This window comes from Halomonas sp. 72, assembly GCF_052379785.1.
GTDB classification, from domain to species: Bacteria; Pseudomonadota; Gammaproteobacteria; order Pseudomonadales; family Halomonadaceae; genus Vreelandella; species Vreelandella citrativorans.
The window spans coordinates 40,892-67,319 of sequence record NZ_JBQSYY010000020.1; the positions used below are offsets into that span (position 1 = coordinate 40,892).

Genomic DNA, 26,428 nt, shown 5'->3' on the forward strand with positions numbered 1-26,428 from the left:
CGAGACTAGAGGGTCAGGTTTTCCGGCTGACCGATATCTTCCTCACCGTTCGTGTACTTTATCCACGTTTTACCCAGATGGTTGCGCAGTTCATCGCCGACGCGTGCGGCGTCGCGGGCCTCCAAGGCCGCCATGATGGCCTCGTGCTCCTCCATGGCTTTCGCCCATTTATCGTTCTTTTGATTGGACAGATAGCGCACCCGATAAAGCTGCCGACTGAGGTTGGCGTGTATATCAATTAGGGTCGTGTTCCCCGAAAGCGCCACGATCCGGTTGTGGATATCCTGGTTAAGCCGAAAGTAGTTCTGCCGATCCCTTCTTAAGAACGAAGCTTTCATTTCGTAATGCAGCGCCTGTAACTCAGCAATATCTTCGTCGCTAGCCCTGACACACGCCAGTTGCGCGGCTGACTGCTCAAGGACGCTTAATACATAGGCCTTTTCTTTCATATCCGCAGCGCTGACATCCGCAACCACAGCCCCGCGGTTGGGGGAAATCACCACTAAACCTTCTGTCGCAAGAATCTTGAGCGCCTCGCGTAGCGGCGTACGCGACACTTGTAACTCAACTGCCAGCGTGCGCTCGGGTAACCGCTGTCCCGGTTGGAAATGATCCATGACGATATGTTCGCGCAAATAATGCGCGACTTTTTCAACAAGCCCGGCGTTATGGGTTGGAGCGATATCTTCCATGGAGTTGTTCACTTTGATTAGCGTCTATTAATAATGGCATACCAAAAAACTCTTTTCAAATAATCACATATAAAAAACACTCCCTCAATAACACTTAAGCCATTGATTTAAAGAAAAAACAAATCTACCAACGACTAAAGTATCATCCTTCTAGCGTTGACCTCTCTAATGGTATACCACTAAATTTCACATCTATATATTACGCCTACGTTGAAAAAAGAAGCATCTATAAGTTCATGGCCACTGTAAAAATACTTTTGCCAAACATGGAATGCCATTATTTATGAATTACTTACAACACTTTCATACGACCAAAATAGTTGAAGTCTGTATCGCGGGCGCTGGTGATTTTGGTCGTGGCGTATTGCGTCAAGCCCGCCAGATGCCAGGATTGTCAGCGCGTATTGCGATCGACATCAATCCTGAAAAGGCGGCTGAAGCCTTTCGCCACGCGGGTTTTCCCAGCACAAAAATAATGGTATGCCATTCTACGAGCGATGCCGAAGACGCTTGGCAGAAAGGCTTTTTCATTGCCACAGCTTCTTTCGATACGGTCGCGGCACTTCCGTTCGATATTCTGGTTGAGTCTACCGGCATTCCTGATGTCGGCGCCCATTATGCAGAAGCGGCCTTACTGGCGGGTAAGCATGTCGGTATTGCCACCAAGGAAACCGAGTCGGTTGTCGGACCCTACCTGACTCGCCTGGCCGAAGACCAAGGACGCCTTTTCACGCCGCTGGATGGCGACCAGCCAAGCCTGCTGATTGGCCTTGTCACATGGGCCAAAACGCTGGGGTTTGAGATCATTTCTGCTGGCAAGAGTAGCGAATACGACTTTATCTGGGATGAAGCGCAAGGCACCGTGACCTGTAATGGCACCCAGTACGATGCCACTGAAATTGCCGCCCTCTGGAAGCTTGACGATAGCGATGCACGCACCACAGTCAAATCCCGCGGCGAGGCCTTGTCAGCTATTCCGCAGATTTCCGTGCCTGACCTGTGTGAGATGGTCAATGTTGCCAACGCTACAGGCCTACAGCCAGATCTGCCTGAATTTCATGCCATGGTGCTCAGAACCATAGAAGTGCCCACGCTTCTGGATACCCAAGCAGAAGGCGGTGTTCTAAAAGGTAATGAGCGCCTTGAAGTCTTTAACTGCCTGCGCCGCCCAGATGAGCTGAGCTTTGCTGGCGGTGTGTTTGTAGTGGTGCGCTGTGAAGACCCGCATGTCTGGACACTGCTGCGCGATAAAGGTCACGTACTAAGCCGCAGCGGCAATAGCGCCATGGTATATCTGCCACGCCATTTGCTAGGCCTGGAAGCGCCCATCTCGCTGCTGGATGTGGTACTCAACGGCTTAACGTCCGGTGGCGGCCATGCCACCACCCCTAAATTCGACCTGACTGCGCGCGCCACCCAAGCGATCAAGGCGGGCCAGCGGCTCGAGATGAAGGGCCATCATCGGCACATCGAAGGGCTGCGTCCGGAGATTCACCCCGCTGCGGCGCTTTCAGATGACGCCAAAGTCCCTTTTTATCTGTTACCAGGCGCCGAAGTTATTCGCGATATCGCACCTAACCAACCCATTACTTTAGCCGATGTCACGTTACCACCTTCTCGACTACATAAGCTGCGACTTAAACAGGACAAGCTGTTTTATGCAGGCGACAGCCAGTAACTAACGGTAGAGCGCCTTTAAGGTGCTCCACTTCGCATATTGATGGACCCTAAAAGCAACAATAATCACCTTGGAGAAAATTATGCTTATCAAACATAATGTTAAATACGCCACTTTAGGTCTTGCCATGCTCGGCGCGGCTACCAGCGCCAGCGCCAGCGATGCCGACAACTTCCCCAGCAAGCCAATCCAGTTCCTGGTAGCCGCAGGTGCTGGCGGTGGTACTGATAACTTTGCTCGGGTCGTTCGCCCGATGTTTGAAGAAGCCATTGGCGGCGCGAGTATTACAGTGGTTAACCTGCCAGCCGCGTCCGGCGCTTTAGCCCATCAGCGTGCCGCCACGAGCGAGGCTGATGGCCACACTCTAGACTTTGCGTCCACTACGCTTGTGACCTCACTTGCGGCGGGCCAAAACCCCGTGGGTCTGGACCAGTTAACGCCGGTTGCGCGTATGCAGTCTGACGTAATGGCGCTTTTTGTTAATCCTGAGCGTTTTCCTGATTTTGATTCTTTCATGAAATACGCTGAGGAAAACCCCGGTAAAGTCACCGTTGGGGGCACCCATACGGCAAGCCCAGATCATGTAGCTTTCCTGTCGCTGCGTGATGCGTCCGGGCTAGACATAAATTTTATCCCTTACGACAGCACCGGCAACGCCACTGCCAACGTGCTGGGCGGTAATATTGATGCGACCACCACCTCGCTAAGCCCGCTATTAAGCTACATCGAAGCCGGCCAGATGATGCCAATTTTGGTCTTCAGCGATGAACGCCTTGAAGACTACCCAGATGTGCCGACCACGGTTGAAAACGACTGGGACCTGACAGACGGTAACGATCGCGCCATATTTGTGCATGCTGATACGCCTGCGCCGATCATGAAGCGTCTGGAAAATGCCTTTAAAGACGTATATGACTCTGAGGAGTACCAAAGCTACGCAGAGCGCGTAAACCTTGATTACCGTGAAGGCTGGATGAGTAGCGACGAGTATCGTCAGCGGCTTGAGAGCAACTACGAGCTTTACTCGCGTTTGCTGCAAAACGACTAAACCAGTAGCTACTGGTTGGTGGAAGGGCATGTCCCCTCCTATATCCATCTGAAAGATCGGCCTCGCGGGGCCGTGCTTCCACTATCCCCATCAAGGTTTACCATGCACGCTAGGATCACTCTTTTTGCGCTTGGGGTCGTGTCACTCGCGATGGTGAGTCTTTATCCCACGCTGCAATTCCCAAGCTCTGCGCAGGTGTCCACGTTTATCGGCCCTCGCGTTTGGCCGCTGACCCTGCTGATCGTTCTTTTTGCGCTGGGAATTGCCCTGCTCGCCATTACGTGGCGTGACAGCAAACAGGCACTGGTCAGCGACCCCCAAGCGGCTTCGCCCCCCCCAACTGAAACGGCACCAATCTCATCATGCTTCTCCCTTGGCCGCACCCGCCATTGGTGGTTTATAGCAGCGGCTATCACCTACACGCTATTGATACAAAGCATCGGCTTTTTAATCGCCAGCCTGATATTTACGTTTATCGGTACGCTGTTGCTGGGCGCCCGTTCGTGGACGAACATTGCCATTACGTTAGTTCTTGCCGCTGTACTGATGCAGGGCGTTTTCGTGTCGCTGCTTGGCATTCCCATGCCGTAAGGCTGATCCATAACAGACCCAACCTTCCAGGGAGTCGACCATGCTAGAACATTTTTTGGCCGGGTTAGCCGTGGTGATGCAGCCACTCAATCTACTGCTCTTAACCTCTGCCGTGTTTATCGGCTTTATCGGTGGTGCACTGCCCGGCGTTAGCGGCGTTATTCTAGTGGTTATCCTGCTGCCAGTTACTTATGGCATGGAGCCGACCACAGCCTTTATGGTGCTGACCGCCATCTATGGCGCAACGGTCTTTTCAGGTTTGATTACGGCCATTCTATACCGTGCCCCAGGCACGCCTGAAGCGGTAATGACGGCGTTTGATGGCTATCCCATGACTCAGCGTGGAGAGGCAGGCAAAGCCTTGGGCATCGGCGTTTTAAGCTCGGCTATCGGCGGGCTTGTGGGTACCGTAGCACTTATTATATTCACGCCCATGCTTGCCAAGATGGCCTTGAAGTTTTCATCTCCTGAGTACTTTGCCTTGGCGGTACTCGGTTTAACAGTGGTGGCTTCACTAGGCGGTCGTCTCATATTTGGCTTGATTGGTGCGGCGCTAGGCCTATTCATTGCGACCATTGGTATTGACCCGCTCACCGGCACCAGCCGCTTTACCTTTGGCAATCTTAATCTGACCGAAGGCGTGGGCTTGATTCCGGTCATTGTGGGTCTGTTTGCCGTTTCAGAAGTCATGAAACGTACACTGGACCATGAAAGCCATCAGCCCTTGAAAAAGGTGAAGGTCAAGATTTTCGATCTTCCTATCCTGCGCCAGATCGGCATGACCCTGTCGCGTTCATCTATTATCGGGGTCGTCATCGGTATCCTACCGGGTATCGGGGCCAGCACCGCGGCGATGGTGAGTTATAGCGAAACGGTCCGCTGGTCCAAGCATCCCGAGAAATTTGGCAAGGGTGCGCCGGAAGGTATTGCCGCCCCTGAGTCTGCCAATAACGCAGCGGCCATGGGTGCACTGGTACCGCTTTTTGCATTGGGTATTCCGGGTAGCGGCACTACGGCCGTTATTTTGGGCGCGTTTATCATGCACGGCCTGCAGCCTGGACCAATGTTTATGCTGACTAGCAGTGACTTGATCTATGCGGTGTTTGCCGGGCTATTTATCGTCAATTTCATGATTCTGCTTTTCTCAAAGCCGTTCATCGTGCTGTTTACCAAGCTGCTGAATGTACCTTATTCCGCACTCGGCCCCATTATTATCATGTGCTGCATCGTGGGTACCTATTCGGTGCGCAACTCCATGTTTGATGTATGGTTGATGATGGGCTTTGGCGTACTGGGCTATCTGCTTGAGAAGATCAACTTCCCTCTGGTATCCATCATTTTGGGACTGGTATTGGGCCCTATCGCAGAAAGCGAGCTGCGCCGTGCGCTATCCATGTCACAAGGCGACTTCAGCATCTTTATTGAGCGTCCTATTAGCGCCACGCTACTGAGTATTGCTTTCCTTTTGCTGGCCGTCACGCTGATTACGCCGCTGATCAAACGCGCACGTCGCAAGGCCACTACCTGAAGCCCGTATCCTGGAGAATGCTATGACCATCGTACTGGGCGCTATCGCCGACGATTTCACCGGCGCCACTGACCTTGCCAATAACCTGGTACGCGGCGGCATGCGCTGCGTTCAAGTGATTGGCGTGCCGACCACCTCGCCCGATTTAAGCAACGTGGATGCCGTGATAGTGGCGCTTAAATCGCGCTCCTGCCCGGTTGAAGAGGCCACTAGCGATTCACTGGCAGCACTTGACTGGTTACGTGAACAGAGTGCCCGGCAGATATTTTTTAAATACTGCTCGACCTTTGATTCAACCGATAAGGGCAACATCGGCCCAGTTGCCGATGCACTACTTGATCGACTCGGCGTCTCGCAAACCGTGATGGTCCCGGCATTTCCGATTAATGGCCGGACGGTATATCAAGGGCATCTGTTCGTTGGCGATCGCCTGCTTAACGATAGCGGCATGCAGCACCACCCGCTGACGCCCATGACCGATGCGGATCTTGTACGCGTGCTTTCGCGCCAGACTTCCCACTCCGTTGGCTTGGCCAGCCGCACCACGCTAGCCAAAGGGGCCGAAGCCACTCGCCAACACTTTGACGCTCTGGCGGCTAAAAACGTACGCCACGTGATTTGTGATACCGTCGATGACAGCGATCTGGACGTCTTGGCGGAGGCAACGGTAACGATGCCCTTGGTAACCGGCGGTTCGGGGCTAGGCCAAGCCCTGCCTGCCCAGTACCGCAAACAGGGTTGGCTTGCCGAGATAGCCGAGCCCGGGCGTCTTCAACCCGCCTCGGGTAACATGCTGGCACTGTCTGGCAGCTGCTCACGGGCAACGCTTGCCCAGGTTGCTGATTTCCTCGAACGCCATCCTGGCGCTGGTTTTGCGCTTGACCCGCAGGCTCTGGCGAAAGACGACACACAATGGGAACAAGCCCTGGCCTTCGCGTTCGAGCGTCTTGAACAAGATGCACCTGCCTTGATCTATGCCTCCGCTGATCCTGAAAAGGTCAAGGCTGCTCAGGTGGAACTGGGCGTCGATAAGGCCGGCCTCATCGTCGAAAAAGCGTTAAGCCAGCTTGCCGTTACTCTGGTCAATGAAGGCGTTGGCCGACTGGTAGTTGCCGGTGGCGAAACTTCAGGTGCGGTGGTGTCTGCCCTGGGCATTTCCGCGCTACGTATCGGCGAGCAGATCGATCCCGGCGTGCCCTGGACACAGGCGGCACTTGCCAACCGCGAGGCCCCACTTTCTCTGGCACTCAAGTCGGGCAACTTTGGCAGTGTGGATTTCTTCACACGCGCGTTTGAGGTATTGGCATGAGTACTCACGACCAGAACTGCCTGCGTGAACAGATCAGCACGCTGGGGAAATCGCTGTTCGATCGTGGCCTGACCATGGGCTCCAGTGGCAATATCAGCGTGCGCCTGGATGACGGCGGCTGGCTGATGACGCCTACCAACGCTTGCCTTGGGCGTCTGGACCCTGCACGCATCTCGCACCTGGATACCCAAGGCCAGCTAATCAGCGGTGATAAGCCCACCAAAGAGCAGTTTCTGCATATGGCGATGTACGATGAGCGCCCTCAGTCAGGCGCCATCGTCCACCTGCACTCTACGCATTCGGTGGCGGTTTCCTGCCTGCCGGGTATCAACCCTTGCGACTGCATTCCGCCGCTCACCGCCTATTACGCCATGCGCGTAGGCAAGCTTCCCCTGGTGCCTTACCACATCCCGGGCGACCAACAGCTGGGCGAAGCGGTACGCGGCCTAGCAGGCAAGCACAGCGCCGTGCTACTCGCCAACCACGGCCCGGTTGTCGCCGGTAAAAACCTTGAAGCGGCGGTGTATGCCACCGAAGAGCTCGAAGAAACGGCCAAGCTGTTTCTGCTGTTGCGCGGCGAAAACCCGCGTGTGCTGACGCCTGAACAGGTTGCTGAATTGGAAGCCCGGTTTCCAAGGGACTAAAGCATTCCGCCACCGCACTTGAAACATAAGGGCAAAGCTCATTGAGTTTTGCCCTTATCGATGACTCCTCATATAACTACTATCCACCATTCATCACCGTGGTCAGGATTCAGTGCTCCTCTAGCAAACGAATCAACTCCGGCACCGCCATGGTCTGATCCTCCACGCCTGCGTACAGCGCCGCTACCGCGCCGGCGACGCCTCTTGTCGTATTAAGCGCATCGGTCATGGTGTGGTAGTAGCCGAGATCTTTATGCGCGTTCGCCACGCTAAAGCGAAACCCCGAAGCATCGCCTGATTCAATAAAGGGACGTAACCGTTCCAGCACCACGCCGCCCCCGCCGCCCTTGGTCAAAACCTCCAGAAAAGCGTGGTCATCGATACCCGCCCGCCGGGAAGCCGCAGTCGCCTCGGCCAATACGGCTGAAAAGCCCAACGACACGTAGTTATGCAGTAGCTTAAGGGTATGCCCTGAGCCTACGCCTCCCGCGTGGGTAATGACCTCAGCGAAACTTTCGAGTAGCGGGCGCAACGCTTCAAACAGCGTCTCGGATGCACCGACGATAAGGTTCAACCGCCCCTCCTCAGCTTCCTTGGGCGTGCGTGTCATCGCCGCATCGACCAGGTGGCCACCCGCTTCGTCTACCCTGGCGGCAACCTTAGCCGTGGAGCTTGGCAACGAGGTAGAGCAGTCCACCACGATGGAGCCCTGGGCGAGCCCCTCCAGCACGCCATCCGGCTCAAACAGCACGGCCTCTACTTGGGGCGAACCCGTTACGCACAGCAATACCACGTCGGCTTTTTCGGCCACTTCCCGCGCGCTTGAGCACGGCACGGCGCCTGCCGCCAGTAGATCGTCTACGGGCTGATTGCCAGGGTGGTCCAGAAAGGCCAGGGAATACCCCGCATTGAGAATGTTCTTGGCAATGCCGTGGCCCATTAACCCCACACCCACCATACCGATGCGATGCTCTGTACGAACGGATTGATTCATGAATAAGCTCCTAGCCTAATGTAGTTATGATTGTGTTCTAGCCATGGCGAATGGCGACCGTTTTTATCCGGGTATAGCTGCGCAGCCCCTCGAAGCCTTTTTCCCGCCCGTGCCCGGAGCGCCCGACACCGCCGAAAGGCAGTTCAATGCCGCCGCCCGCACCGTAGTTATTGATAAATACCTGGCCGCTACGAATGCCTCTCGCCAAGCGTAATTGGCGGCCACCGTCGCGCGTCCAGACACCGGCACATAGTCCGAAGTCGGTTGCATTGGCCAAGCGCAGCGCTTGTGCTTCATCATCGAATATCTGCACGGCCAGCACGGGGCCAAACAGCTCTTCGCGCAGCACGTCATGATTATCGGGAATATCGGTAAGCAAATGCGGGACGACAAAATGACCAGCTGGTGAGGCGTTTTTAGCGAGCTGCCCTCTTGCCGCAACTCGAATACCGTCCGCTTCGGCCATGGCTAGCCGCTTATCGAGCTGCAATTTTTGACGGGCATTAATCAGCGGGCCGCAGTCGGCATCTTCCTCGCCCGATGCACACTGTAGCGCCGAGAAGCGCTCTATCAGACGATCCGTAAACGCTTTCGATATATCGCGCTGTATCAACAGGCGGCTTCCCGCCGAGCAGGTTTGCCCGGCATTCTGGATAATCCCACGCACCACTGCGTCGAAAGCCGCATCTAGATCGGCATCTGCAAAGACAATCTGCGGCGACTTGCCACCCAGCTCTAGCGTGACGGGCACGTGATGCTTTGCCGCCGCCTGGGTTACATGGGTGCCGGTCTCAGGAGAACCAGTGAATGAGAGATGATCAATCCCCGGATGCGCGGCCAGGGCAGCACCAGCTTCACGCCCAAGTCCCGGCACCACATTGAGCACTCCGGCTGGCAGACCGCAGGCTATCGCCAGCTTTGCCAAGCTCAAGACGCTCAAACAGGCATCTTCGGCAGGCTTAAGAACGATAGTATTGCCAACAGCCAAGGCGGCTGCCACGCAGCGGCCAAATATCTGTGACGGGTAATTCCAGGGAATAATCTGCGCGCAAACACCATACGGCTCACGCAACGTCATGACGGTGTAGCCCTCTTCATAAGGTAGGGTCTCGCCATGTAATTTATCGGCGCCACCGCCGTAAAAGCGAAAGTAATGCGCGCAGGCTTTAATATCCGCGCGCGCTTGGGTTAAGGGCTTTCCAGTGTCCAGGCATTCTAAAGCCGATAAATGCTCATGGTTGGCCTCGATGGCATCAGCAAAGTCAAATAGCCAGGCGCTGCGTTGGCGGGCACTCCACTGCGCCCACTCTCCCAGCTCACCTGAAAAGGCGCGCCGCGCTGTGGCGACGGCATCATCGACATGCTCCGGCGTGCAGCGGGCGATATGCGTGACGACTTCGCCACGAGCGGGCGCCTCTACGGGTAGCGTCGCGCCGGTATCAACCCAGATATTGCCTATTAGCGCCGCCTGGGGTGGAAATTCGGGCAAATCAATCATCAACATACTCCTTAGCCATACAGCAGGTTAACCAGCCCCATCGAAATCCAGGGCATATAGGTAATTGCCATCAGACACGTCAGCACCACCAGCACAAATCGCACCAGCCAGGGCAGCATCTGATCAATGGAAATCTTCGCCACTGCACACGCGGCAAACAGGTTTACGCCCAGCGGCGGAGTAATCATTCCCAGGGCCAAATTAACCACCATGATCAGTCCGAAATGTACCGGATGAACGCCAAACTGCATGGCGATCGGCGTAAGGATCGGTGCCAGTACCAGGATCGCCGCGCCGGTCTCGATAAACATCCCCACCACAAGCAGCAGGGCGTTGACGGCCAGCAAAAAAGCCCAGGGGCTTTCGAACATCGCCGTGACTCCAGCGGCGACTTGGGCGGGAAGGCCGGAACGGCTAATCAGGAAACTAAACAGAGCGGCCGCTGAGATAATCAGCATCACCGCAGCGGTAGACACAACGCTTTGACGCAGTACGGGGATTAGGTCGACCAGCTTAAGCTCGCGGTAGCAAGCACCGACCACCAAGGCATAAAACACCGCCACCGCCGAGGCTTCAGTGGGCGTAAAAATCCCGCCATAGATGCCGCCGATGACCACCACCGGCATCAGCATCGCCGCCCAGGCGCGCTGGAAGGCCGTCGTAAAGCGAGTGCGGTCATTGCGATCTTGAAGACCAAAACCGCGCAGCTTGCAGAAAATATAAACAAAGACCAGCAGCGCACCACCAACCAATAACCCCGGACCAATGCCTGCAATGAACAGCTGGCCAATCGAGGTATTGGTACTTACCCCAAATAGAATCAAGGGAATAGAGGGCGGAATCAGCACCCCCAGCTCTGCCGATGAAGCCTGGATGGAGGCAGCCAAGGGTTTGGGATAGCCGTGCTTGACCATTGCTGGAATAAGAATCGCACCGATAGCAAAGGTCGTCGCCACACTGGAGCCTGATACTGCCGCAAACATCATGCAGGTCAGTACGCAGGTCATCGCCAACCCGCCCTGAACGCCACCCACGATTGACTTGGCCAGATCAACCAGTCGGCTAGAGATACCACCGGCCGCCATCAGGTTGCCCGCCAAGATGAAAAAAGGAATCGCCATCAGCGGGAAGTTATCCAGCCCTACAAACAGCTGTTGAGGCACCATCATCAAGGGAAAGCGCGAAAAAAACTCAATGCCGATGATCGATGCCAGCAGAATGGAGATTGCGATCGGCACGCCGGTGGCGAACAAAATCAACAGAGAAAGACCAATGGCTAAGTTCATAAGCGCGGCTCACTCGGGGTAGCAGGCGGCATGCCGGACGTTGCTGCAGCCTCTTGCTCGACTGTCTCATCATGCATTGGCCCTAAAGTTTCAAGACCGCAACTTTGGGCCAGCAGCCGCGCAATAACGGCCAGCATCGCAAAGGCACTGCCCACTGGAATAGCCGCATATGCCCAGGACATCGAGACCTCGAGTGCGGACAGCGTCTGATTGCTAACCCGCTGGGTCATTTGGACGCCGTAGAATACCAATACAGAGAGCACCAGAAGACAGCACAGACCGATAAACCATTCAAGCGCCAGCAGGGTGGGCTTGGGCACGAGCTTGTAGATAACCTCTACGGCCATCATAAAGCCGCCGCGGAACGTGGCGGCAGAGGCCATAAACACACACCAGATCATCGTCGCCCGTGACAACGTCTCCGACCACGTCGAGGGCGCATTGAAGAGAAATCGTGTAAGCACTTGATAGAATCCCAACGACACTGAAACGATCAACATCAAAATAGCGATCGCCAGCGCTAACCGAGTCAACACATGTTCGACACGCAGAAACCAGGACACCATAAATCACCTCACCCCGTCAGGTTATGGGCAAGTGGCGCCCAGAGGGCGCCACGGGATGGGTTCAGCAGCTACTGTTACGAATGCGCTCTAGCATCTCCTCGCCATATTGCTCAATAAAGTCAGCATGAACGGCCTCTACTGCCTCCTGGAACGGTGCTGGATCAATATTATCCGTGACCGTCATACCCTGCTCTTGCAGGAAAGCCACGCCCTCCTCTTCCAAACGTGAAACCTCAGCGCGGGTAGCTTCGGTAGCAGCTTGAGCGGCCTCATTAAACCATTCACGCTCCTCCTCGCTCAGCCCATCAATTAGCACCGGTGAGCCGAGCACAATGGCAGGCGAATAGACGTGGCCGGTTAGCGATAGCTGGTCCTGCACCTCATAGAGGTTCGCGGCCACAATCACCGTAATGGGGTTTTCCTGACCGTCCACCGTACCCTGCTGCAGGGCGGTAAACAGCTCCGGCATGGCCATGGGCGTCGGGCTGGCCCCTAGCCCTTCAAAGGCCTGCTGGTGAATACGGTTCTCCATGGTGCGAATTTTTAAGCCGCTAACGTCTTCTGGCTTTTCAATGGCTTTTTGGCTGTTGGTGATATGGCGGAAACCGTTTTCCGACCAGGAGAGGCCGACCAGGTCGTGGTCGCCCATCTTATCGAGCAGTTCCTGACCGATCTCTCCGTCAAGTACGCAGCGGGCTTGTTCGTAACTGGTGAACAAAAACGGTAGATCAAGAACATAGGTCTCGGGGACAAAGTTGCCCAAGGGTCCGGAAGAGGTGATCACTATATCGACGGTGCCGATCTGCAGCCCTTCAATCATGGCCCGCTCTCCGCCAAGCGAACCACTGGGATGATCCGTCACGGTAAAAGCACCATCAGAAAGGCTTTCAAGCGTCTCTTTAAAGGCGCGGGAACCAGCGCCATAGTGGGAGTCGCTGGAAATAGCGTAGCCAACGCTTACCTCTGTAGCGGCCTGAGCCTGAAATGCCAAGCCGGCCAGGGCCAGCGTGGTAGCGGTGCCAATAGCGGTCGCAAGCGTACGCCGAGCGAAACGAGTGGTCATGGTGATACTCCTAATTATATTTATTGGTAAGAACGATGGGGAGTAGTAACCCCTTATTGCTCGCCCGCCAGGCAGGCGAAGATCCATTAGCGATGCTCTGCCACATAGGCATCGATAATCTGTTTAAAATCTCGGTCGCCAACAAAACCCAGCCGGTTCGCTTTAGTGGTCTCAAAGCGCGCGGGCCAGCTTGCCACCAAGGGTTCGATACGCGGGTCTGGCTCATGACGCACACGTGCCACCGCTTCAGCACCCGCCACTTCGCGCAGCGCCTCGAGCATTTCGGAAACATCGGTCGTGATGCCCGGCAGTATAAATGCGCGAAACTTACCCAACGCTTCTTCCTGCACTTCGGCGCCATGTATCAACGCTTCGATCACCTTATCCGGCGACATAACGAAAAGCGCCCGATCCAACGGTACGGGACAAATGGCCTCCTCCCCGTTTAAGGGCTCGCGCAAAATGCTGGACGCAAAGCTCGACGCCGCGGCATTCGGCCGCCCAGGACGAATCACAATGGTCGGCAAACGCAGTACCCTGCCGTCAATCAGGCCGCGTCGGCTGTAGTCGTTGATGAGAAGCTCACACATTGCTTTTTGCGTGCCATAGGATGTTTGCGGCTGCGAAGCCGTCATGTCATCCAGCACATCAGGCAGATCCCCGCCGTAAGCCGCCACGGAGCTTGCCATGACTAAGCGTGTCTTATTCAACTGCCGGGCACGGCAACCTTCCAGCAAGGCGCGAGTAGCATCAAAATTGACCGCCATGCCTAGGTCCAGATCAGCCTCAGCCGCGGAGCTTACGACCGCAGCCAAGTGGAAGATGACATCGGGCTTTCGATCAAGCGCACTGCCCAGCGCATCTGGAGCAGTAATATCCACAGCATCGTTGCGGATCGTTATATCAGGCGCGTCGGGTACGGCAGCCTGGGTTTGATCGACCAGCGTTAAGTGGGTGATCGGCTGACCGCACAGCTCTTTGCGGCTAATCAGTCGATGTAAAAGACGCTGTCCCAAAAACCCAGCGGCGCCCGTGATTAAGATATGCATGATTAAGGTGTCCTCGCTTTATTGTAGGTTGTTAGCGTTTGAGACCATGTTTTGGCTACTCGATCATGAGTGAAGCCCATAATGTCGCCCCCAGCCCAGACCTTGGCGCGTATCGCCGGCCGGCCTGTATTCGCAGCCAACCCAACCGCTATAGCCCAGCGCTTCAAGCCTGGCAAATAGTGCCGGATAGTTGATCTCGCCAACATCGGGTTCGTGCCGTTCCGGCACTCCCGCCACTTGAACATGACCGATAGCGCTGAACTGTCGCTCAAGATGGCGAATAAGGTCCCCCTCCATGATCTGACAGTGGTAGAGATCAAACTGTAGCTTCAGATTGCTCGCCCCCAGCGCTTTCAATACCGCCATGGCTTGCGCTTGTCCCGACAAGAAGTAATGGGGCATATCACGGGTATTGATGGGCTCGATCAATATGCCCTTGCCCAGTTTGGCGGCCTCAGTAGCAGCGTAGTGCAGGTTACGTAGGTAAGTAGCCTGATGATCGGCCAGGGTCGTCGCATCGGCATCCTCAGGTAGTAATCCCGCCATGGCGTGAACGTGTGGGCAGTTGAGCGTCTCGGCATAACGTAGCGCCTCGATAACCGAATCACGAAACTCGGCTTCGCGCCCAGGCAGGCTGGCAAGCCCTCTTTCACCTTTTTCCCAATCACCCGGCGGCAAGTTAAACAACACTTGTTCCAACTGTGTTTCGTCAAGCGCCTGACGTAGCTCTGCAATGCTATAGGCGTAGGGAAACAGGTATTCGACCCCTTTAAACCCCGCATCAGCCGCCGCTGAAAAGCGGTCCATAAAATCGTGCTCGTTAAATAGCATACTGAGGTTGGCGGCTAATCGAATCATGATGTATCGGTGCCTCTTTATTTTTATCGCAATGCGGGCTAATCCCGAGGAAACCGCGCCTCAAGCTCCGCGACCTGTTCAGGCGTTAGCCCCCGTGGATTTTCGCCGCGCAGTAGCAGAAACAGTTTGGCCGTCTCTTCAAGCTCTTCGGTGGCGTACACCGCCGCTTCCAGATTCTTGCCTGCCACTACCGGGCCGTGGTTGGCAAGCAGTACAGCGCTGTGTTTACCCGCTAGGCCCCGTACCGCTTCGCCCAGTTTTGGGTCACCGGGGATGTGATAGGGCACAAGCGGCAGTTTGCCCACCCGCATAACATAGTAGGCGGTGAGCGACGGAATGCAGTCGCAGGGGTTTACGTCCGGCAAACACGAGACCGCCACCGAGTGAGTAGAGTGAAGGTGTACAATAGCGCCCGACTGAGGACGCTCTGCATACATCGCCATATGCAGGAACTGTTCTTTAGTAGGTTTATCACCGCCAAGCAGCTGGCCGTTATCATCCAGATGGGCGATTCGCGCCGGGTCCAGTCGCCCTAGGCAGGCGTTGGTGGGCGTCATCAGCCAGCCACCATCATCCAGGCGCACGCTAATGTTGCCGCTGGACCCCATGGTCAGGCCGCGATCAAACAGCGACTTGCCAAGCGTGCTGATCTGCTCGCGCAGGCTGTTTTGATGATGGTGGCGTAAGTGGACGCTCATGCCAACACCTCAAAGGCTCGGGTAAAGAAATCGACACCGCCAAAGTTGCCCGACTTCAGCGCCAGCGAGAGCGGCGCTTCACGACCTTCCAGCGGAGCCTGGGTCCAGGGCACGCCGGGATCAATCTGCTCGCCAATACGTAGGGTGGAAATTCCCAGCGCCGAGACCACGGCCCCTGAGGTTTCGCCCCCGGCGACCAGCAACTGACCAACGCCTTCGTTAACCAGCGTTACCGCCAATTGGCTCAGTGCCTCTTCGACCAGCGCCCCCGCACGCGCAACACCCAATGCTTGCTGGGCAGCGCTGACTTTCTCTTGATCCGCCGAGGCGTAAATCAATACCGGGGTCTGTTCTGATAGCCGCTGTCGCGCAAAGACCAGCGCCTGCTCCAACTGTCGGCCACTTTCGGCAAGCGACAAAGGGTCTAGCGCAAAACCGCTGTTAGGATGGCAAGCCAGAAAATCGGCTACTTGTGCCAAGGTTGCTGTAGAACAGCTCCCGGACAGCACCAACACGCTGCCTGATGCAGGCTGTAAACGCCCCGGTTCCGTAATGGGCTTGAGCCAGCCTTGGGCACGGTACTGGGCGGGTAAAGCCTGCCCCAAGCCGGAGCCACCGGTCACCAACGGCATCAGCACGGTAGCTTCTGCCAATATATCCAGATTCTGCTCATCAAGCGTGTCGCAAATCACATGGCGAGTGCCCTGCTCGGCAAGTGCGGATAAGTGGTCAAAAGCGGCGCCGGCGCCTTTGGCTATTACCGAGTGACCGAGCAAGCCTACCGGGCAGGCTGTTTGACGAGATAGGACTCGAACCAGGTCAGCGTCCTGCATCGGGTTGAGTGGATGATGCTGCATACCGCTATCGTTAAGCAGGCGATCCCCCACAAACAGGTGGCCCTGATAAACCGTACGCCCGTTGACCGGAAATGCCGGTACCATCACCGTTTGAGAGGCGTCCAGGCGATCCAGTAGCGCATCGGCCACGGGCCCGATATTGCCTTTATCCGTAGAATCGAAAGTAGAGCAATATTTAAAGAATAGCTGTCGAGCACCCTGCCCACGCAGCCACTCAAGAGCCGTGAGAGAATCCGTGATGGCTTCATCAACCGGGCAGGAGCGCGATTTCAAAGCTATCACCACCGCATCAACGTCCTGGAGATCAATCGTCTCCTGCGGCACGCCGATCACCTGCAGGCAGCGCATGCCACCGCGCACCAAGTTATTAGCAAGATCGGTTGCCCCGGTAAAGTCGTCGGCGATAGCTCCAAGGACTATGCTTCCAAGGGCTATGTTTCCAAGGGCTGTCTTTTCAAGGGCTATGCTCTGCTCTGTGCTCATGATTAGGTTTCCTGAGCATCGTTAGCCGCTTCAGGCAACGTAATGCCTGATAGCCGCTGGTAGACTTTGATAACCGCAGAATCATCTTCTCGACCAAAGCCTGCCTCACTGGCCGAGGTGAACTGCTGCAACGCGCTGGCAGCAACCGGCGTTGCCATCGAAAGCTCGCGCCCGGTCTGGTGCACGATATTGAGGTCTTTAATAAAGATATCCACCGCTGAAAGCGGCGTGTAGTCACCTTTGAGAATATGGGGCACACGATTCTCGAACATCCAGGAGTTGCCCGCCGAGTGGGTAATCACCTCAAAGATAACCTCGGGGTCAAGCCCCATCCGGATACCCAACGCCATGGCTTCAGCGGCCGTCGCGATATGTACGCCTGCCAACAGTTGATTGACCAGCTTCATACTGGACCCCACGCCGGGATCATCGCCAAGGCGATAAACCTTGGCAGCCATGCCATCAAGCACGTCACTTGCGTAGCTAAATGCCTCTGCGTCGCCCGATGCCATGACCGATAACTCACCGCTTTTGGCTTTTGCAGCACCGCCGCTAATCGGCGCGTCCAACATCATCAATCCCTCTGCCGCCACGCGCTCACCAAGCTGTTTCGCCTGACTGGGCGCCACCGTGGCGCACTGTATGATCAGGCTGCCTGGCGCTAGATACCCAACTGCGCCCTGCTCACCAAACAGCACTTGCTCAACCTGACTACCGTTGACGACCACTACCAGTACAATATGACAGTGAGCAAGCTCCATTGGGGTTGCCACACTCTTGCCCCCTGCCGCTACAAAGGCATCGCGTGACCCAGCGGCAATATCATATCCAGTCACGTTAAATCCCTGATGGTGTAAGGCAGTAGCGGTGCCCATCCCCATTGCACCCAAGCCAATAACGCCTACTTGAAGTGCTTGCTTATCGTGTTGACTCACCAGCCGACACCTCGCTGTTGTTGTGTGGGTTACTAGCGTTGCGATGCCTTATTTTTTCCTTGGGTCTTCTCTTATTGCCTATCATGACAAGGAAAATGGTAGCGCTGTCATGATAGCGCTACCATTACTTCTAGATTACTCTCAGCGTATCGACAAGTTGAACATCAAGGACGTGTGACTAATGTCTAAAGACCTCTCGGCCGCTAACAAGTCACGCCGTCGCTCCGATCAAATCACGCTCAGTCAGGTGGCGCAGGCCGCAGGGGTTTCCCCGATTACGGCATCGCGGGCACTGAACCACCCCGACAAGGTGAGCGACAGTACCCGCCAAAGCGTTTTGGAAAGCGTAGAGCGTCTGGGCTATGTGCCCAACCTGGTAGCGGGTAGCCTGGCATCTTCCCGTTCCCGGCTGATTGCCATCATCGTGCCATCGCTGATCAACAGCGTGTTTGTGGAAGTCATAAAAGGTCTGCAGGAAACACTAGAAGCGCAGGGGTATCAGATCCTGCTCGGCAATACTGATTACGATCTGGACCGTGAGTATCAACTGGTGCGTACGTTTTTAGGCTGGTCATGTTCGGCTTTGGTCACCGCCGGGCTACGCCATAACGATGCGTGTCGGACGCTATTAGCTAACTGGGGCCATCCGATTATGGAAGTGATGGAGCTCGGTAAAGGGATGGACCTAAACATAGGCCTTGACCATACGGCTGCCGGGCGCTGTATGGCGAACCATCTTATCGACAGAGGCTATCAGAGAATCGTGTATGTTGGCGCGCGGCTCTCTCACGATTATCGGGCAGGGATGCGCTACCGGGGGCATAAAGAAGTTCTGAAGGCAAAGGGGCTTGAGGTCCCCTTGTTAGAACTGGACACTTTGGGCAGCCTGCAGGCGGGCGCGGAAGGGTTAGCGCAGGTTTTGAAACAATATCCGCAAACCCAAGCCATTCACTTTGCCAATGATGACCTAGCCGCGGGCGCCCTGCTGGCCGCCCAACGCCAAGGTCTTCGTGTGCCAGATGATATTGCCATTGCAGGCTTCAACGGCTTACCGTTAGGTCAACATATCACGCCGAAACTCACTACCATTCTCTCCCCACGCGAAGACATGGGCCGTCTGGCCGCACAGGAGCTCATTCGCAGACTTCGCGGTAAACATGTTTATCGCCGACAACACGATGTAGGCTTCACGCTTCAAATCGGTGAAAGTACATAAGAGACCGCAAAACATTTTCGCTAACTCCAAGCCCCGCCCACGCGTTTTTTCCCGCTAGGCGTTTCAACTTCGGGCTTTTTAGGAATTGCCATGCTGCCGGACTACTCCATTATCGCTTGGCTATTGATCGGATTTTCGGTGTATCTGACGGGCGTCTCAAAAGGCGGCTTTGCCGGTGGTTTTGGCACGCTTTCGGTGCCGCTGATGGCACTGGTGATTAGTCCCACGCAGGCCGCAGGCCTATTGCTGCCGCTACTGCTGGTAATGGACGTATTGGCAGTGAAAGCATGGTGGGGCAAGCATGACATGGCCGAAGTATGGCGATTTTTGCCAGGGCTCTTCGTCGGTGTTGCGGTGGGCACACTGCTCTTTGGCAGCCTGAGCGAACAGGGCGTTCGCCTGGTATTGGGTGCGATCTCAGTGGTGTTTGCTGCGTATATGCTGTTAAAGCCATTGGCCGCCAAGCCTATCTCAACGCATTGGGCGCTGCCTGCCGCCAGCGTGTGTGGCTTCACAAGCTTTATTGCCCATGCAGGCGCCCCACCACTCAATCTTTACCTACTGCCACGAAAACTGCCTAAAGAGACCTTTATCGCCACCTGCGTTATCACCTTTACAGCGGTTAACGTGATTAAACTGGGCCCGTACCTGTGGCTTGGTGAAATCAATATGACCAGTGCTTGGGCATCGCTACTCCTGGTGCCGGTCGCTTGGGTAGGCGTGCGCAGCGGCCTTTGGCTACAAAGCCGGGTTAATGAGCAGTGGTTTTATCGCCTGGTTATACTGGCCATGTTTCTGGTGGGTGTTAATCTGATTTGGCAGGCGTTGGCGCCTTAAAAGATAAACATCTCCCCATACAATTATCTGCGTAGGGTATCTTTACAACTGATAACCTGGTAGCGGCCAGGTTCGCCAATCAAGCCTCTGCCACCCTTCAAGGCTCGCGACCTCAGCCAGTACAGGATCGGGATTAACCACCACGGGGCAATCGACATATTGCAGAAGCGGTAAGTCGTTGCGGGAGTCCGAGTAGAACATGGTGTGACTGGGGGTAATCTGGTGCTCCGTTAGCCACTGCTGTAAGCGCAGCACTTTACCGCCGCGGTAAGAGAAAATGCCCTCACTCTCACCGGTATAACGCGCTTCTTCTGCCTCTTTATCAATACTTAGATCCACCGCCAGCACGTGGGCAATTCCCAGCATGTTGGCAATGGGCGCGACCAAGTGGTGCGATGAGGCAGAAATCAGCACTAACGTATCGCCCGCCTGACGATGAGCAGCCAGGCAGGCTAAGGCTTGAGCGAATATACGCGGCTGGATATGCGTCGCAACAAAACGCTCTACTTCTTTTTCGACGTCAGTAACGAGCCTGTTCTTAAGTGGCGCCAGCGTCATCGTCAGGTACTCTTCCAGCTTTAATTGACCCGCATGATAAGCCTGCTGCATCTGCTCAGCCCGGGCGAGAAAGGTCTCGGCGTTGCTGATCCAACCCTGCTCGAACATCCATAAATTCCAGCGGTCGCTGCAATCCCCATCCAAGAGAGTATCATCAAGGTCAAACAAGGCCAGCCGCATAAAGCACTCCTATCGTCGCGGATTGACGGCGCGTAGGGTATGCCACGGATCATGACAAAAAGATGACAACCGCAAACCGTTCGTTGGTACTCACCCGCTGTACAAGCGCTGTTCATTGCATCAGCATGGAAGACGTCGACGCCTACGGGGTATATGATTAACGAAAGTACTGACAGCCGCTGCCCGCTACGCTGACAACACACAAGGAGATTATCCCATGACGGGCCCTTTAGTATCAGTCGATACGCTCTACATAACACTGACTGATGAACTGCCAGCGTTTTTGAGCCAATCACTTTTACAGTGCAAGAGCCTACCAACGCTACCGTCTGTAGCGCTTAAGGTACTTGATATAGCCCGTTCATCAAGTTCAACCTTGAGTGATTACGCCAAAGCGATTGAACACGATCCAGCGTTAACACTGCGCCTCATTGCGCTCGCGAATAGCGCCTATTACACGCGTTCAGCGCCACCTATTCAAACCTGTATTGAAGCCATGCAGCGTCTTGGTATAAACGCAACGCTGCCCGTTATATTAGGGTTTAGTTTGTTTCAAGAAGCGCCTAATCGTCATCAGGCTTGGCAACGCACCATCACTGCTGCTCTGGTAGCCCGCTATTTGGCTGAGCAGCTATGTCCTGACGAAAGTGGCAGCGTATTTACACAGGCGCTACTACAGGATATTGGCATATTAGCGTTACAGGCAGCCTACCCTGAAGAAGCCGACAGGCTCTATACCGATACTTCCTTATCACATGCTGAAATAACGCAAGCAGAGCAACGCTGCTTTGGCTGCGACCATACACTGGTTGGCGCTTGGCTAGCCTCTAAATGGGGAATGTCCAATCACGCGGCAATGGCTATACGCCAAAGCCATGAAAGCTTTTTAGTCAGTGATAAAGCACTCCTTTGCCTTCGCTTGTCAGGGCCCATTACCGATGCCTGGCTATCTAATAATCCAGCGTCTCAACTGGCAGCCTTGTTATATCAACTCAAGACCGTTAGCTATGCCGACACGCTGCAGCTAGACGAAGTGCTTTATAATGTTCAACATCAGGCTAACCTGATTGCCAATGTGATGAACATGAATACGCCCATAGAGGTCGATAGCACGGCCCTGTTGGCGGAAGCTCATCAACTGCTCTTTCAGCACACGCTAACGCTTGGCTCTCAACTAGAAGCCCAGAAACAAGCGTTAATCTCATTGCGCTACCCCAATGACAACACCAGTCCCAAAGAGCGTATCCGACGGGATGCTTCTCTTGATGCCAAGCGATCAGGGCTAGTACGCAAGCATAAAAAATAGCTAATGGTGGTTGGCTGCTAACTAAGCGTATTAATAACAACAGGAGTGGTTATGCCCGTCCCCACGCTCAACTGCGACATGGGCGAAAGCTTCGGTAACTGGACACTTGGGCTGGACGCTGAGGTCATGCCTTTTGTTGACTGCGCCAATATCGCCTGTGGCTACCACGCCTCCGACCCCCACGTCATGCGTCGTACCGTGGCACTGGCTGTTCAGCATGGGGTACAGATCGGCGCTCACCCAGGCTATCCTGACTTGATGGGTTTTGGGAGACGCTCCATGGCCTGCTCGGCGGCTGAAGTCGAAGATATGATTCTTTATCAGGCGGGCGCGCTTGCCGGTATTTGCCGCGCGGAAGGTGCCGAACTTAGCTATATCAAGCCGCACGGCGCCATGTATAACGATATGGCTACCAACCTTGAGCTGCTGGAAGGCGCGATGCGTGCCGTGCGAGCGTTTGATGCAAGCCTTCCGCTGATGGTAATGGCCACCACCAATACCGAGCCGCATCGCGAACTGGCTGCTAAAATGGGCATCACGCTCTGGTTTGAGACCTTTGCTGACCGAGCCTATGAGCCCAACGGCCACTTGGCATCGCGTCGCTTGGCGGGAGCTGTTCACCACGACCAATCGACCATCGTGGCCCAGGCCATAGCGCTTGCTAAGGGCGACGCCCTGACCGCCCGCGACGGCTCATCGCTGCGACTTCCCTGCGACACGCTCTGTGTTCATGGTGATAACGCCGAGTCGATTGCTGCCGTACGTGCGATCCGTGAAGCTTTCAAGGTGTTGGAGTCCGCGTGAAACTGCGTCTTGAAACCGCTGCCATGGATGCCCTCACGGTGCGTCTTTTTGATGAGATTGATGAGCGCAATATGGGCTGGATCATGGCCGCGGACACTGCCCTGCGCCACGCCTTTAGCGCTGCGCTGATTGATCTTATTCCTTCTTATACGACCCTGCTCGTTCACTACGACTGCCGACGCATGACGTTTGTCGAGGCAACGTCACGAATCCGCGAAGCTCTCAAGGGTCTTCAGCCTACCGATACACAGCAGGGTCAACTGCATGAAATCCCGGTGTGGTACGACGCAAGCGTGGGGCCTGAACTACCGGCAGTGGCCCAAGGCGCCGGGTTAAGTATTGAGCAGTTGATTGCGCGCCATTGCGGTCACGACTACTGCGTTTTTGCGCTTGGCTTTGCGCCGGGTTACGGCTTTATGGGGCTGGTGGATGAAGACCTGGCCACCCCTCGTCTGAAAACCCCACGACGCCGGGTGGCGGCTGGGAGCGTAGGCATCGCCGAGCGCCAAACGGCGATTTACCCGCTGCTTTCGCCTGGCGGCTGGAATATTCTCGGCCGCACGGCGGTGCCGCTTTTTGAGTACGCAAAACGTGGCGAACCGCTGTTGCGACCCGGCGATAAGGTACGCTTCAAGGCCATCTCTCAAGCCGAATTTGAAGCTGCCGGAGGTGATACAACCCCGCTGGAGGAGCGCGCATGAGCCAGGCCAGCATCACCGTAAAGCAGGCAGGCCCCCTTGCGCTTATTCAGGATGCCGGGCGCTTCGGCGTCGGCCACCTGGGCGTTACCCAAAGCGGCGCCGCCGACTGGATCTCCTTTCGCTGGGCCAATTGGCTGCTGGGCAATCCGCTTGAGAGCGCCGCGCTAGAGATTGTGATGGGCGGCAACCTGACATTGGAAACCGACGCAAGCGTGTGCCTAGCGTTGGCCGGTGCCGACCTTGACGCGCGTATTGATGATAAGCCGCTGGCGGTTAACGCGCCCTTCACTCTACGTCCTGGGCAAGCACTCACGTTTCGCCAGCCACGTGCCGGGCTGCGTGCCTACCTCGCCTTTCCCGGTGGGCTTGAGGCGCCAGTGGTATTGGGTAGCCGCGCCTGCACGGCCCGTGAGCAGCTTGGCGGGCTTTATGAGGATGGCAAACCCTTACAACTCAATGACCGCTTGTATTGGCAGGGCGCGTCCGTGACGCCACGCCAACTTCCAGCAAGCGCTCAACTGCCGATCCCCAACGGTCGCTGTTGGCTGCCAATGGTATTAGGTGCCCAGGCGGCCCTCTTTGCGGGCCGCAGCCTCTATCAATTATTTAATCAACCATGGCACGTTGATCAGCGCGCTGACCGGATGGGCATTCGACTTACAGGGCAAGCGCTTGAAAGTAAAGTAAGCGGCGTGATCTCAGAAGGCATCCCGCTGGGAGCTGTACAGGTGCCGCCCGATGGCCAGCCAATTATTTTGATGAATGATCGCCAGACCATTGGAGGCTACCCACGCATGGGCGCGATTACCCCCAGCGCCTGTGCCCTGCTCTCCCAGTGCCTGCCCGGCACCGAGGTGTGGCTACAGCCGGTTAGCGCTACCCAGGCTCAGGTGAGCCATCGCCAGCAGTTGGCAGAATGGCGTTAATCACCGGGCTTATACCTGGGCAGATACTTTTACGCCGAGGATGCGTCAACCTTCACACGCTTATTGCGCTCCAGCACTTCTGTGATTGCCGCCAAAAAAGCATCCCTTGAGGCGGCATGAGGGGTGGTGATGAAGCTTACGCCCACAAAAAGCGCTGCCGCGACCACGATGCCCCAAATACCGGCCGGCAACCCCAGCAGCGAATTACCCGTGGCGTACATTAACAGCACAAAAACGCTGGTCCCCACGATACTTGCCAACGCCCCCGCCGCGGTGCCTCGCTTCCAGTAAAAAGCGCCGATAATCGCGGGCACCATGGCGACCAACCCTGACGAAGCTGCCACGGAGAGTACCGCAATTAAATCCAGCTGCAGCTCAGCAAACCCAAGCGCCAGCAGAGCAATAACCGGCACAACGATCTTGCCCACCAGCAGTTGGCGCTTTTCATTTACGCCGGGTTTGGCGTTGGCGTAAACATCCCGAGAAAACATGGCGGCGAGGGTTAACATGATGGAATCAATCGTTGAGACCGCTGCCGCCATAATGCCCACCATCACGATCACTCCCAACACGGGGGGGACAAAGTCAGAAGCCAGCAGTGTGGGTGTAGCGAGATCAGCCCGCGCAAGATCAGGAAACGCTGCCAGTGCCGAGAATCCCCACAGCACGGACACCAGCGTATAGAGAAAGCCAAACACCAAAAAGCCAATCAGCATTTGGCGCATGGCGCGCAACGACGCAGGCATAAACAGACGCTGGCTGACCTGCGGGTTGGAAAGGCTAAAAAAGAACCAGGGAATACTCAGCCCCAAAAAGGTCACCAGGCTAAAAAGCCCCGTGCCAGGAACGGTGAGGGCCGCAGGATGCTCCGCCTCAAGCGTGCCAAACAGGCCGCTGAAACCGCCCAGCCCTTGGATTACCAACAATGCGACCAGCGTTGAGGCGACAATCATCATCAGCGCCTGTAACGAGTCGGTCCACATCACCGAACGAATACCCGCAATATAGGAAAAGAAAACGGCGATTAACGTCGCCATGACCACCCCGGCGGTAAACGTGATGGCGCCATCCGTCATGCCTTCCAGCAGATAGCCCACGCCGGCCAGCTGCACAGCAGAGTAAGGGATCAGAAAGATACAGCTGGTGATAGCAACGGCCATGGCGACAGGCTTACTGTGATAACGATACCCCAACATTTCGCTGGGAGTAACAAAGCCAAATTTTTTGCCGACAGCCCAAAAACGCGGACCGAAAACAGCCACCAAAGAAACACCCGCAAAATAGATAATTTCAAAGCCTAGTGCACCGACACCACCGGCGTAGGTTAGCCCCGCCAGCCCCACCATCATAAAGGCGCTATACGTGGTTGCGCTGTAGCTTAGCGCCGAGACAAACCCATTCATCTGCCGATTACCCAGGAAATAGCCCGACATACTGTTCGCAGCCCCCTGCCGCGAGAGAACCGCAATCCCGACCGCTACCAGTAGATAAAGGGCAATAGCCCCCCAGATCATCGCCTCAGTCACGATCGTGTTCCTTAAAATCTTGGGTAATAAAGATATTGAGAGCAATCACCACGAGCCCAGCACACGCCCAGAAAAGAAAGCTGCCATACCAGGCCGCGGTATTTGTTAGAAGGGTGTAGGGCACTACGCAACTGAGCAGTACCACTAGCCAAACGGCCACTATCCACTTGCCTCGTTTCACGGTTCACCTTGGGTTGTCAAAGCTGGGAGAAGACGTATGCAGCGCCACTATGGTTTATAAGCCACTCCAACGCACTGCCCGGGTTTGTCAGAGTAGCGATTTGCCTGCATCTTGTGTACGTCTCCTGAAGACTAATTGCATAACTAATGCTTTCTCAGGCATCGAGTAGGAAGGAGAGTCGCCTCCCCTGTCCTCTCACACCACCGGGCATACGGTTCCGTACCACGGCGGTTCATGAACAACGTTTGAGCCATCTTACCGTATCGAGTATCGAGATCAGGCCCAGATCGTAAAACCACTTTCTCGGCAGGGCCTCATTCATGTGCGAGGCTCCGGCGTTCCACCAGGGCCCTCGCCCATTGCCCGCCGATTTCCAAGCACGGTACGCGTCCAGACCCAGGCCTCGGAGTTTCCGG

25 protein-coding genes are annotated in these 26,428 nt (G+C 55.6%); 12 read left to right on the forward strand and 13 right to left on the reverse strand.

Going from position 1 to position 26,428, the window contains the following annotated elements; all coding sequences use genetic code 11:
• Positions 1 to 5 precede the first annotated feature (5 nt).
• Positions 6 to 692 (reverse strand): GntR family transcriptional regulator, encoded by a 687-nt coding sequence (locus ACT3T6_RS15180; protein WP_193053383.1) that lies wholly within the window; start codon positions 690 to 692, stop codon positions 6 to 8.
• 283 nt (positions 693 to 975) lie between these two features.
• Here ACT3T6_RS15180 and ACT3T6_RS15185 point away from each other — a divergent pair, with 283 nt between their 5' ends.
• The 6 genes from ACT3T6_RS15185 to otnC (ACT3T6_RS15210) all read left to right on the forward strand — a co-directional run bounded on the left by ACT3T6_RS15185 (position 976) and on the right by otnC (ACT3T6_RS15210) (position 7,490).
• On the forward strand, positions 976 to 2,370 hold the full coding sequence (locus ACT3T6_RS15185) for an NAD(P)H-dependent oxidoreductase (RefSeq protein ID WP_193053382.1): 1,395 nt from the start codon (positions 976 to 978) through the stop codon (positions 2,368 to 2,370).
• 82 nt (positions 2,371 to 2,452) lie between these two features.
• Positions 2,453 to 3,418, forward strand: coding sequence for a tripartite tricarboxylate transporter substrate binding protein (locus ACT3T6_RS15190; protein ID WP_193053381.1), 966 nt, complete (start codon positions 2,453 to 2,455; stop codon positions 3,416 to 3,418).
• Positions 3,419 to 3,520: 102 nt separating this feature from the next.
• Positions 3,521 to 4,009, forward strand: a complete 489-nt coding sequence (locus tag ACT3T6_RS15195; protein WP_193053380.1) for a tripartite tricarboxylate transporter TctB family protein — start codon at positions 3,521 to 3,523, stop codon at positions 4,007 to 4,009.
• 40 nt (positions 4,010 to 4,049) lie between these two features.
• Positions 4,050 to 5,537 (forward strand): tripartite tricarboxylate transporter permease, encoded by a 1,488-nt coding sequence (locus tag ACT3T6_RS15200; protein ID WP_193053379.1) that lies wholly within the window; start codon positions 4,050 to 4,052, stop codon positions 5,535 to 5,537.
• Positions 5,538 to 5,559: 22 nt separating this feature from the next.
• Entirely contained in the window at positions 5,560 to 6,846 is a 1,287-nt protein-coding gene (gene otnK, locus ACT3T6_RS15205) for a 3-oxo-tetronate kinase (RefSeq protein ID WP_193053378.1), read from the forward strand.
• Entirely contained in the window at positions 6,843 to 7,490 is a 648-nt protein-coding gene (gene otnC / locus ACT3T6_RS15210; RefSeq protein ID WP_193053377.1) for a 3-oxo-tetronate 4-phosphate decarboxylase, read from the forward strand. The genes otnK (ACT3T6_RS15205) and otnC (ACT3T6_RS15210) overlap by 4 nt, the downstream gene beginning before the upstream one ends.
• A 109-nt stretch (positions 7,491 to 7,599) precedes the next feature.
• Here the strand turns inward: otnC (ACT3T6_RS15210) and ACT3T6_RS15215 are convergent, their stop codons facing one another.
• The 10 genes from ACT3T6_RS15215 to ltnD form a co-directional block, all read right to left on the reverse strand.
• Positions 7,600 to 8,484 (reverse strand): NAD(P)-dependent oxidoreductase, encoded by an 885-nt coding sequence (locus ACT3T6_RS15215; RefSeq protein WP_193053376.1) that lies wholly within the window; start codon positions 8,482 to 8,484, stop codon positions 7,600 to 7,602.
• A 37-nt stretch (positions 8,485 to 8,521) separates the two neighbouring features.
• Positions 8,522 to 9,982, reverse strand: a complete 1,461-nt coding sequence (locus ACT3T6_RS15220; protein WP_193053375.1) for an aldehyde dehydrogenase family protein — start codon at positions 9,980 to 9,982, stop codon at positions 8,522 to 8,524.
• A gap of 11 nt (positions 9,983 to 9,993) precedes the next feature.
• Complete coding sequence (locus tag ACT3T6_RS15225) at positions 9,994 to 11,268, reverse strand: TRAP transporter large permease (protein ID WP_192528268.1); 1,275 nt, start codon at positions 11,266 to 11,268, stop codon at positions 9,994 to 9,996.
• Complete coding sequence (locus ACT3T6_RS15230) at positions 11,265 to 11,834, reverse strand: TRAP transporter small permease (protein ID WP_193053374.1); 570 nt, start codon at positions 11,832 to 11,834, stop codon at positions 11,265 to 11,267. The genes ACT3T6_RS15225 and ACT3T6_RS15230 overlap by 4 nt, the downstream gene beginning before the upstream one ends.
• A 61-nt stretch (positions 11,835 to 11,895) precedes the next feature.
• Complete coding sequence (locus ACT3T6_RS15235; RefSeq protein WP_193053373.1) at positions 11,896 to 12,897, reverse strand: TRAP transporter substrate-binding protein; 1,002 nt, start codon at positions 12,895 to 12,897, stop codon at positions 11,896 to 11,898.
• A gap of 86 nt (positions 12,898 to 12,983) precedes the next feature.
• The gene (gene denD / locus ACT3T6_RS15240) at positions 12,984 to 13,946 is read right to left on the reverse strand and encodes a D-erythronate dehydrogenase (protein WP_193053372.1); all 963 of its coding nucleotides are present in this window, start codon (positions 13,944 to 13,946) and stop codon (positions 12,984 to 12,986) included.
• A 63-nt stretch (positions 13,947 to 14,009) separates the two neighbouring features.
• Entirely contained in the window at positions 14,010 to 14,804 is a 795-nt protein-coding gene (otnI, locus tag ACT3T6_RS15245) for a 2-oxo-tetronate isomerase (RefSeq protein WP_193053371.1), read from the reverse strand.
• Positions 14,805 to 14,842: 38 nt separating this feature from the next.
• Positions 14,843 to 15,502, reverse strand: coding sequence for a 3-oxo-tetronate 4-phosphate decarboxylase (gene otnC, locus ACT3T6_RS15250; RefSeq protein ID WP_193053370.1), 660 nt, complete (start codon positions 15,500 to 15,502; stop codon positions 14,843 to 14,845).
• Positions 15,499 to 16,842 carry a 3-oxo-tetronate kinase gene (gene otnK / locus ACT3T6_RS15255; RefSeq protein ID WP_193053369.1) on the reverse strand — a complete coding sequence of 448 codons (1,344 nt, stop codon included), beginning with the start codon at positions 16,840 to 16,842 and terminating at the stop codon, positions 15,499 to 15,501. The genes otnC (ACT3T6_RS15250) and otnK (ACT3T6_RS15255) overlap by 4 nt, the downstream gene beginning before the upstream one ends.
• A gap of 2 nt (positions 16,843 to 16,844) precedes the next feature.
• A complete protein-coding gene (ltnD, locus tag ACT3T6_RS15260) occupies positions 16,845 to 17,777 on the reverse strand; it encodes an L-threonate dehydrogenase (protein ID WP_193053368.1) in 933 nt (310 codons plus the stop codon).
• A gap of 181 nt (positions 17,778 to 17,958) precedes the next feature.
• Between ltnD and ACT3T6_RS15265 the strand changes: the two genes are divergently transcribed.
• On the forward strand, positions 17,959 to 18,993 hold the full coding sequence (locus tag ACT3T6_RS15265) for a LacI family DNA-binding transcriptional regulator (protein ID WP_193053367.1): 1,035 nt from the start codon (positions 17,959 to 17,961) through the stop codon (positions 18,991 to 18,993).
• A gap of 90 nt (positions 18,994 to 19,083) precedes the next feature.
• Positions 19,084 to 19,830, forward strand: coding sequence for a sulfite exporter TauE/SafE family protein (locus ACT3T6_RS15270; protein ID WP_193053366.1), 747 nt, complete (start codon positions 19,084 to 19,086; stop codon positions 19,828 to 19,830).
• 42 nt (positions 19,831 to 19,872) lie between these two features.
• Here the strand turns inward: ACT3T6_RS15270 and ACT3T6_RS15275 are convergent, their stop codons facing one another.
• On the reverse strand, positions 19,873 to 20,568 hold the full coding sequence (locus ACT3T6_RS15275; protein WP_193053365.1) for an HAD family hydrolase: 696 nt from the start codon (positions 20,566 to 20,568) through the stop codon (positions 19,873 to 19,875).
• Positions 20,569 to 20,785: 217 nt separating this feature from the next.
• Here ACT3T6_RS15275 and ACT3T6_RS15280 point away from each other — a divergent pair, with 217 nt between their 5' ends.
• From ACT3T6_RS15280 to ACT3T6_RS15295, 4 genes are read left to right on the forward strand one after another with little or no spacing between them, the layout of a single operon-like run.
• A complete protein-coding gene (locus ACT3T6_RS15280) occupies positions 20,786 to 21,874 on the forward strand; it encodes an HDOD domain-containing protein (RefSeq protein ID WP_193053364.1) in 1,089 nt (362 codons plus the stop codon).
• A 51-nt stretch (positions 21,875 to 21,925) separates the two neighbouring features.
• Positions 21,926 to 22,678, forward strand: coding sequence for a 5-oxoprolinase subunit PxpA (locus tag ACT3T6_RS15285; protein ID WP_193053363.1), 753 nt, complete (start codon positions 21,926 to 21,928; stop codon positions 22,676 to 22,678).
• Positions 22,675 to 23,379 (forward strand): 5-oxoprolinase subunit PxpB, encoded by a 705-nt coding sequence (gene pxpB / locus ACT3T6_RS15290; protein ID WP_193053362.1) that lies wholly within the window; start codon positions 22,675 to 22,677, stop codon positions 23,377 to 23,379. The genes ACT3T6_RS15285 and pxpB overlap by 4 nt, the downstream gene beginning before the upstream one ends.
• Positions 23,376 to 24,305, forward strand: a complete 930-nt coding sequence (locus ACT3T6_RS15295) for a 5-oxoprolinase subunit C family protein (RefSeq protein ID WP_193053361.1) — start codon at positions 23,376 to 23,378, stop codon at positions 24,303 to 24,305. The genes pxpB and ACT3T6_RS15295 overlap by 4 nt, the downstream gene beginning before the upstream one ends.
• Positions 24,306 to 24,334: 29 nt before the next feature.
• On the opposite strand, the gene ACT3T6_RS15300 is transcribed toward ACT3T6_RS15295, so the two are convergent.
• A complete protein-coding gene (locus ACT3T6_RS15300; protein WP_192528406.1) occupies positions 24,335 to 25,831 on the reverse strand; it encodes a sodium:solute symporter family protein in 1,497 nt (498 codons plus the stop codon).
• Positions 25,832 to 26,428 lie beyond the last annotated feature (597 nt).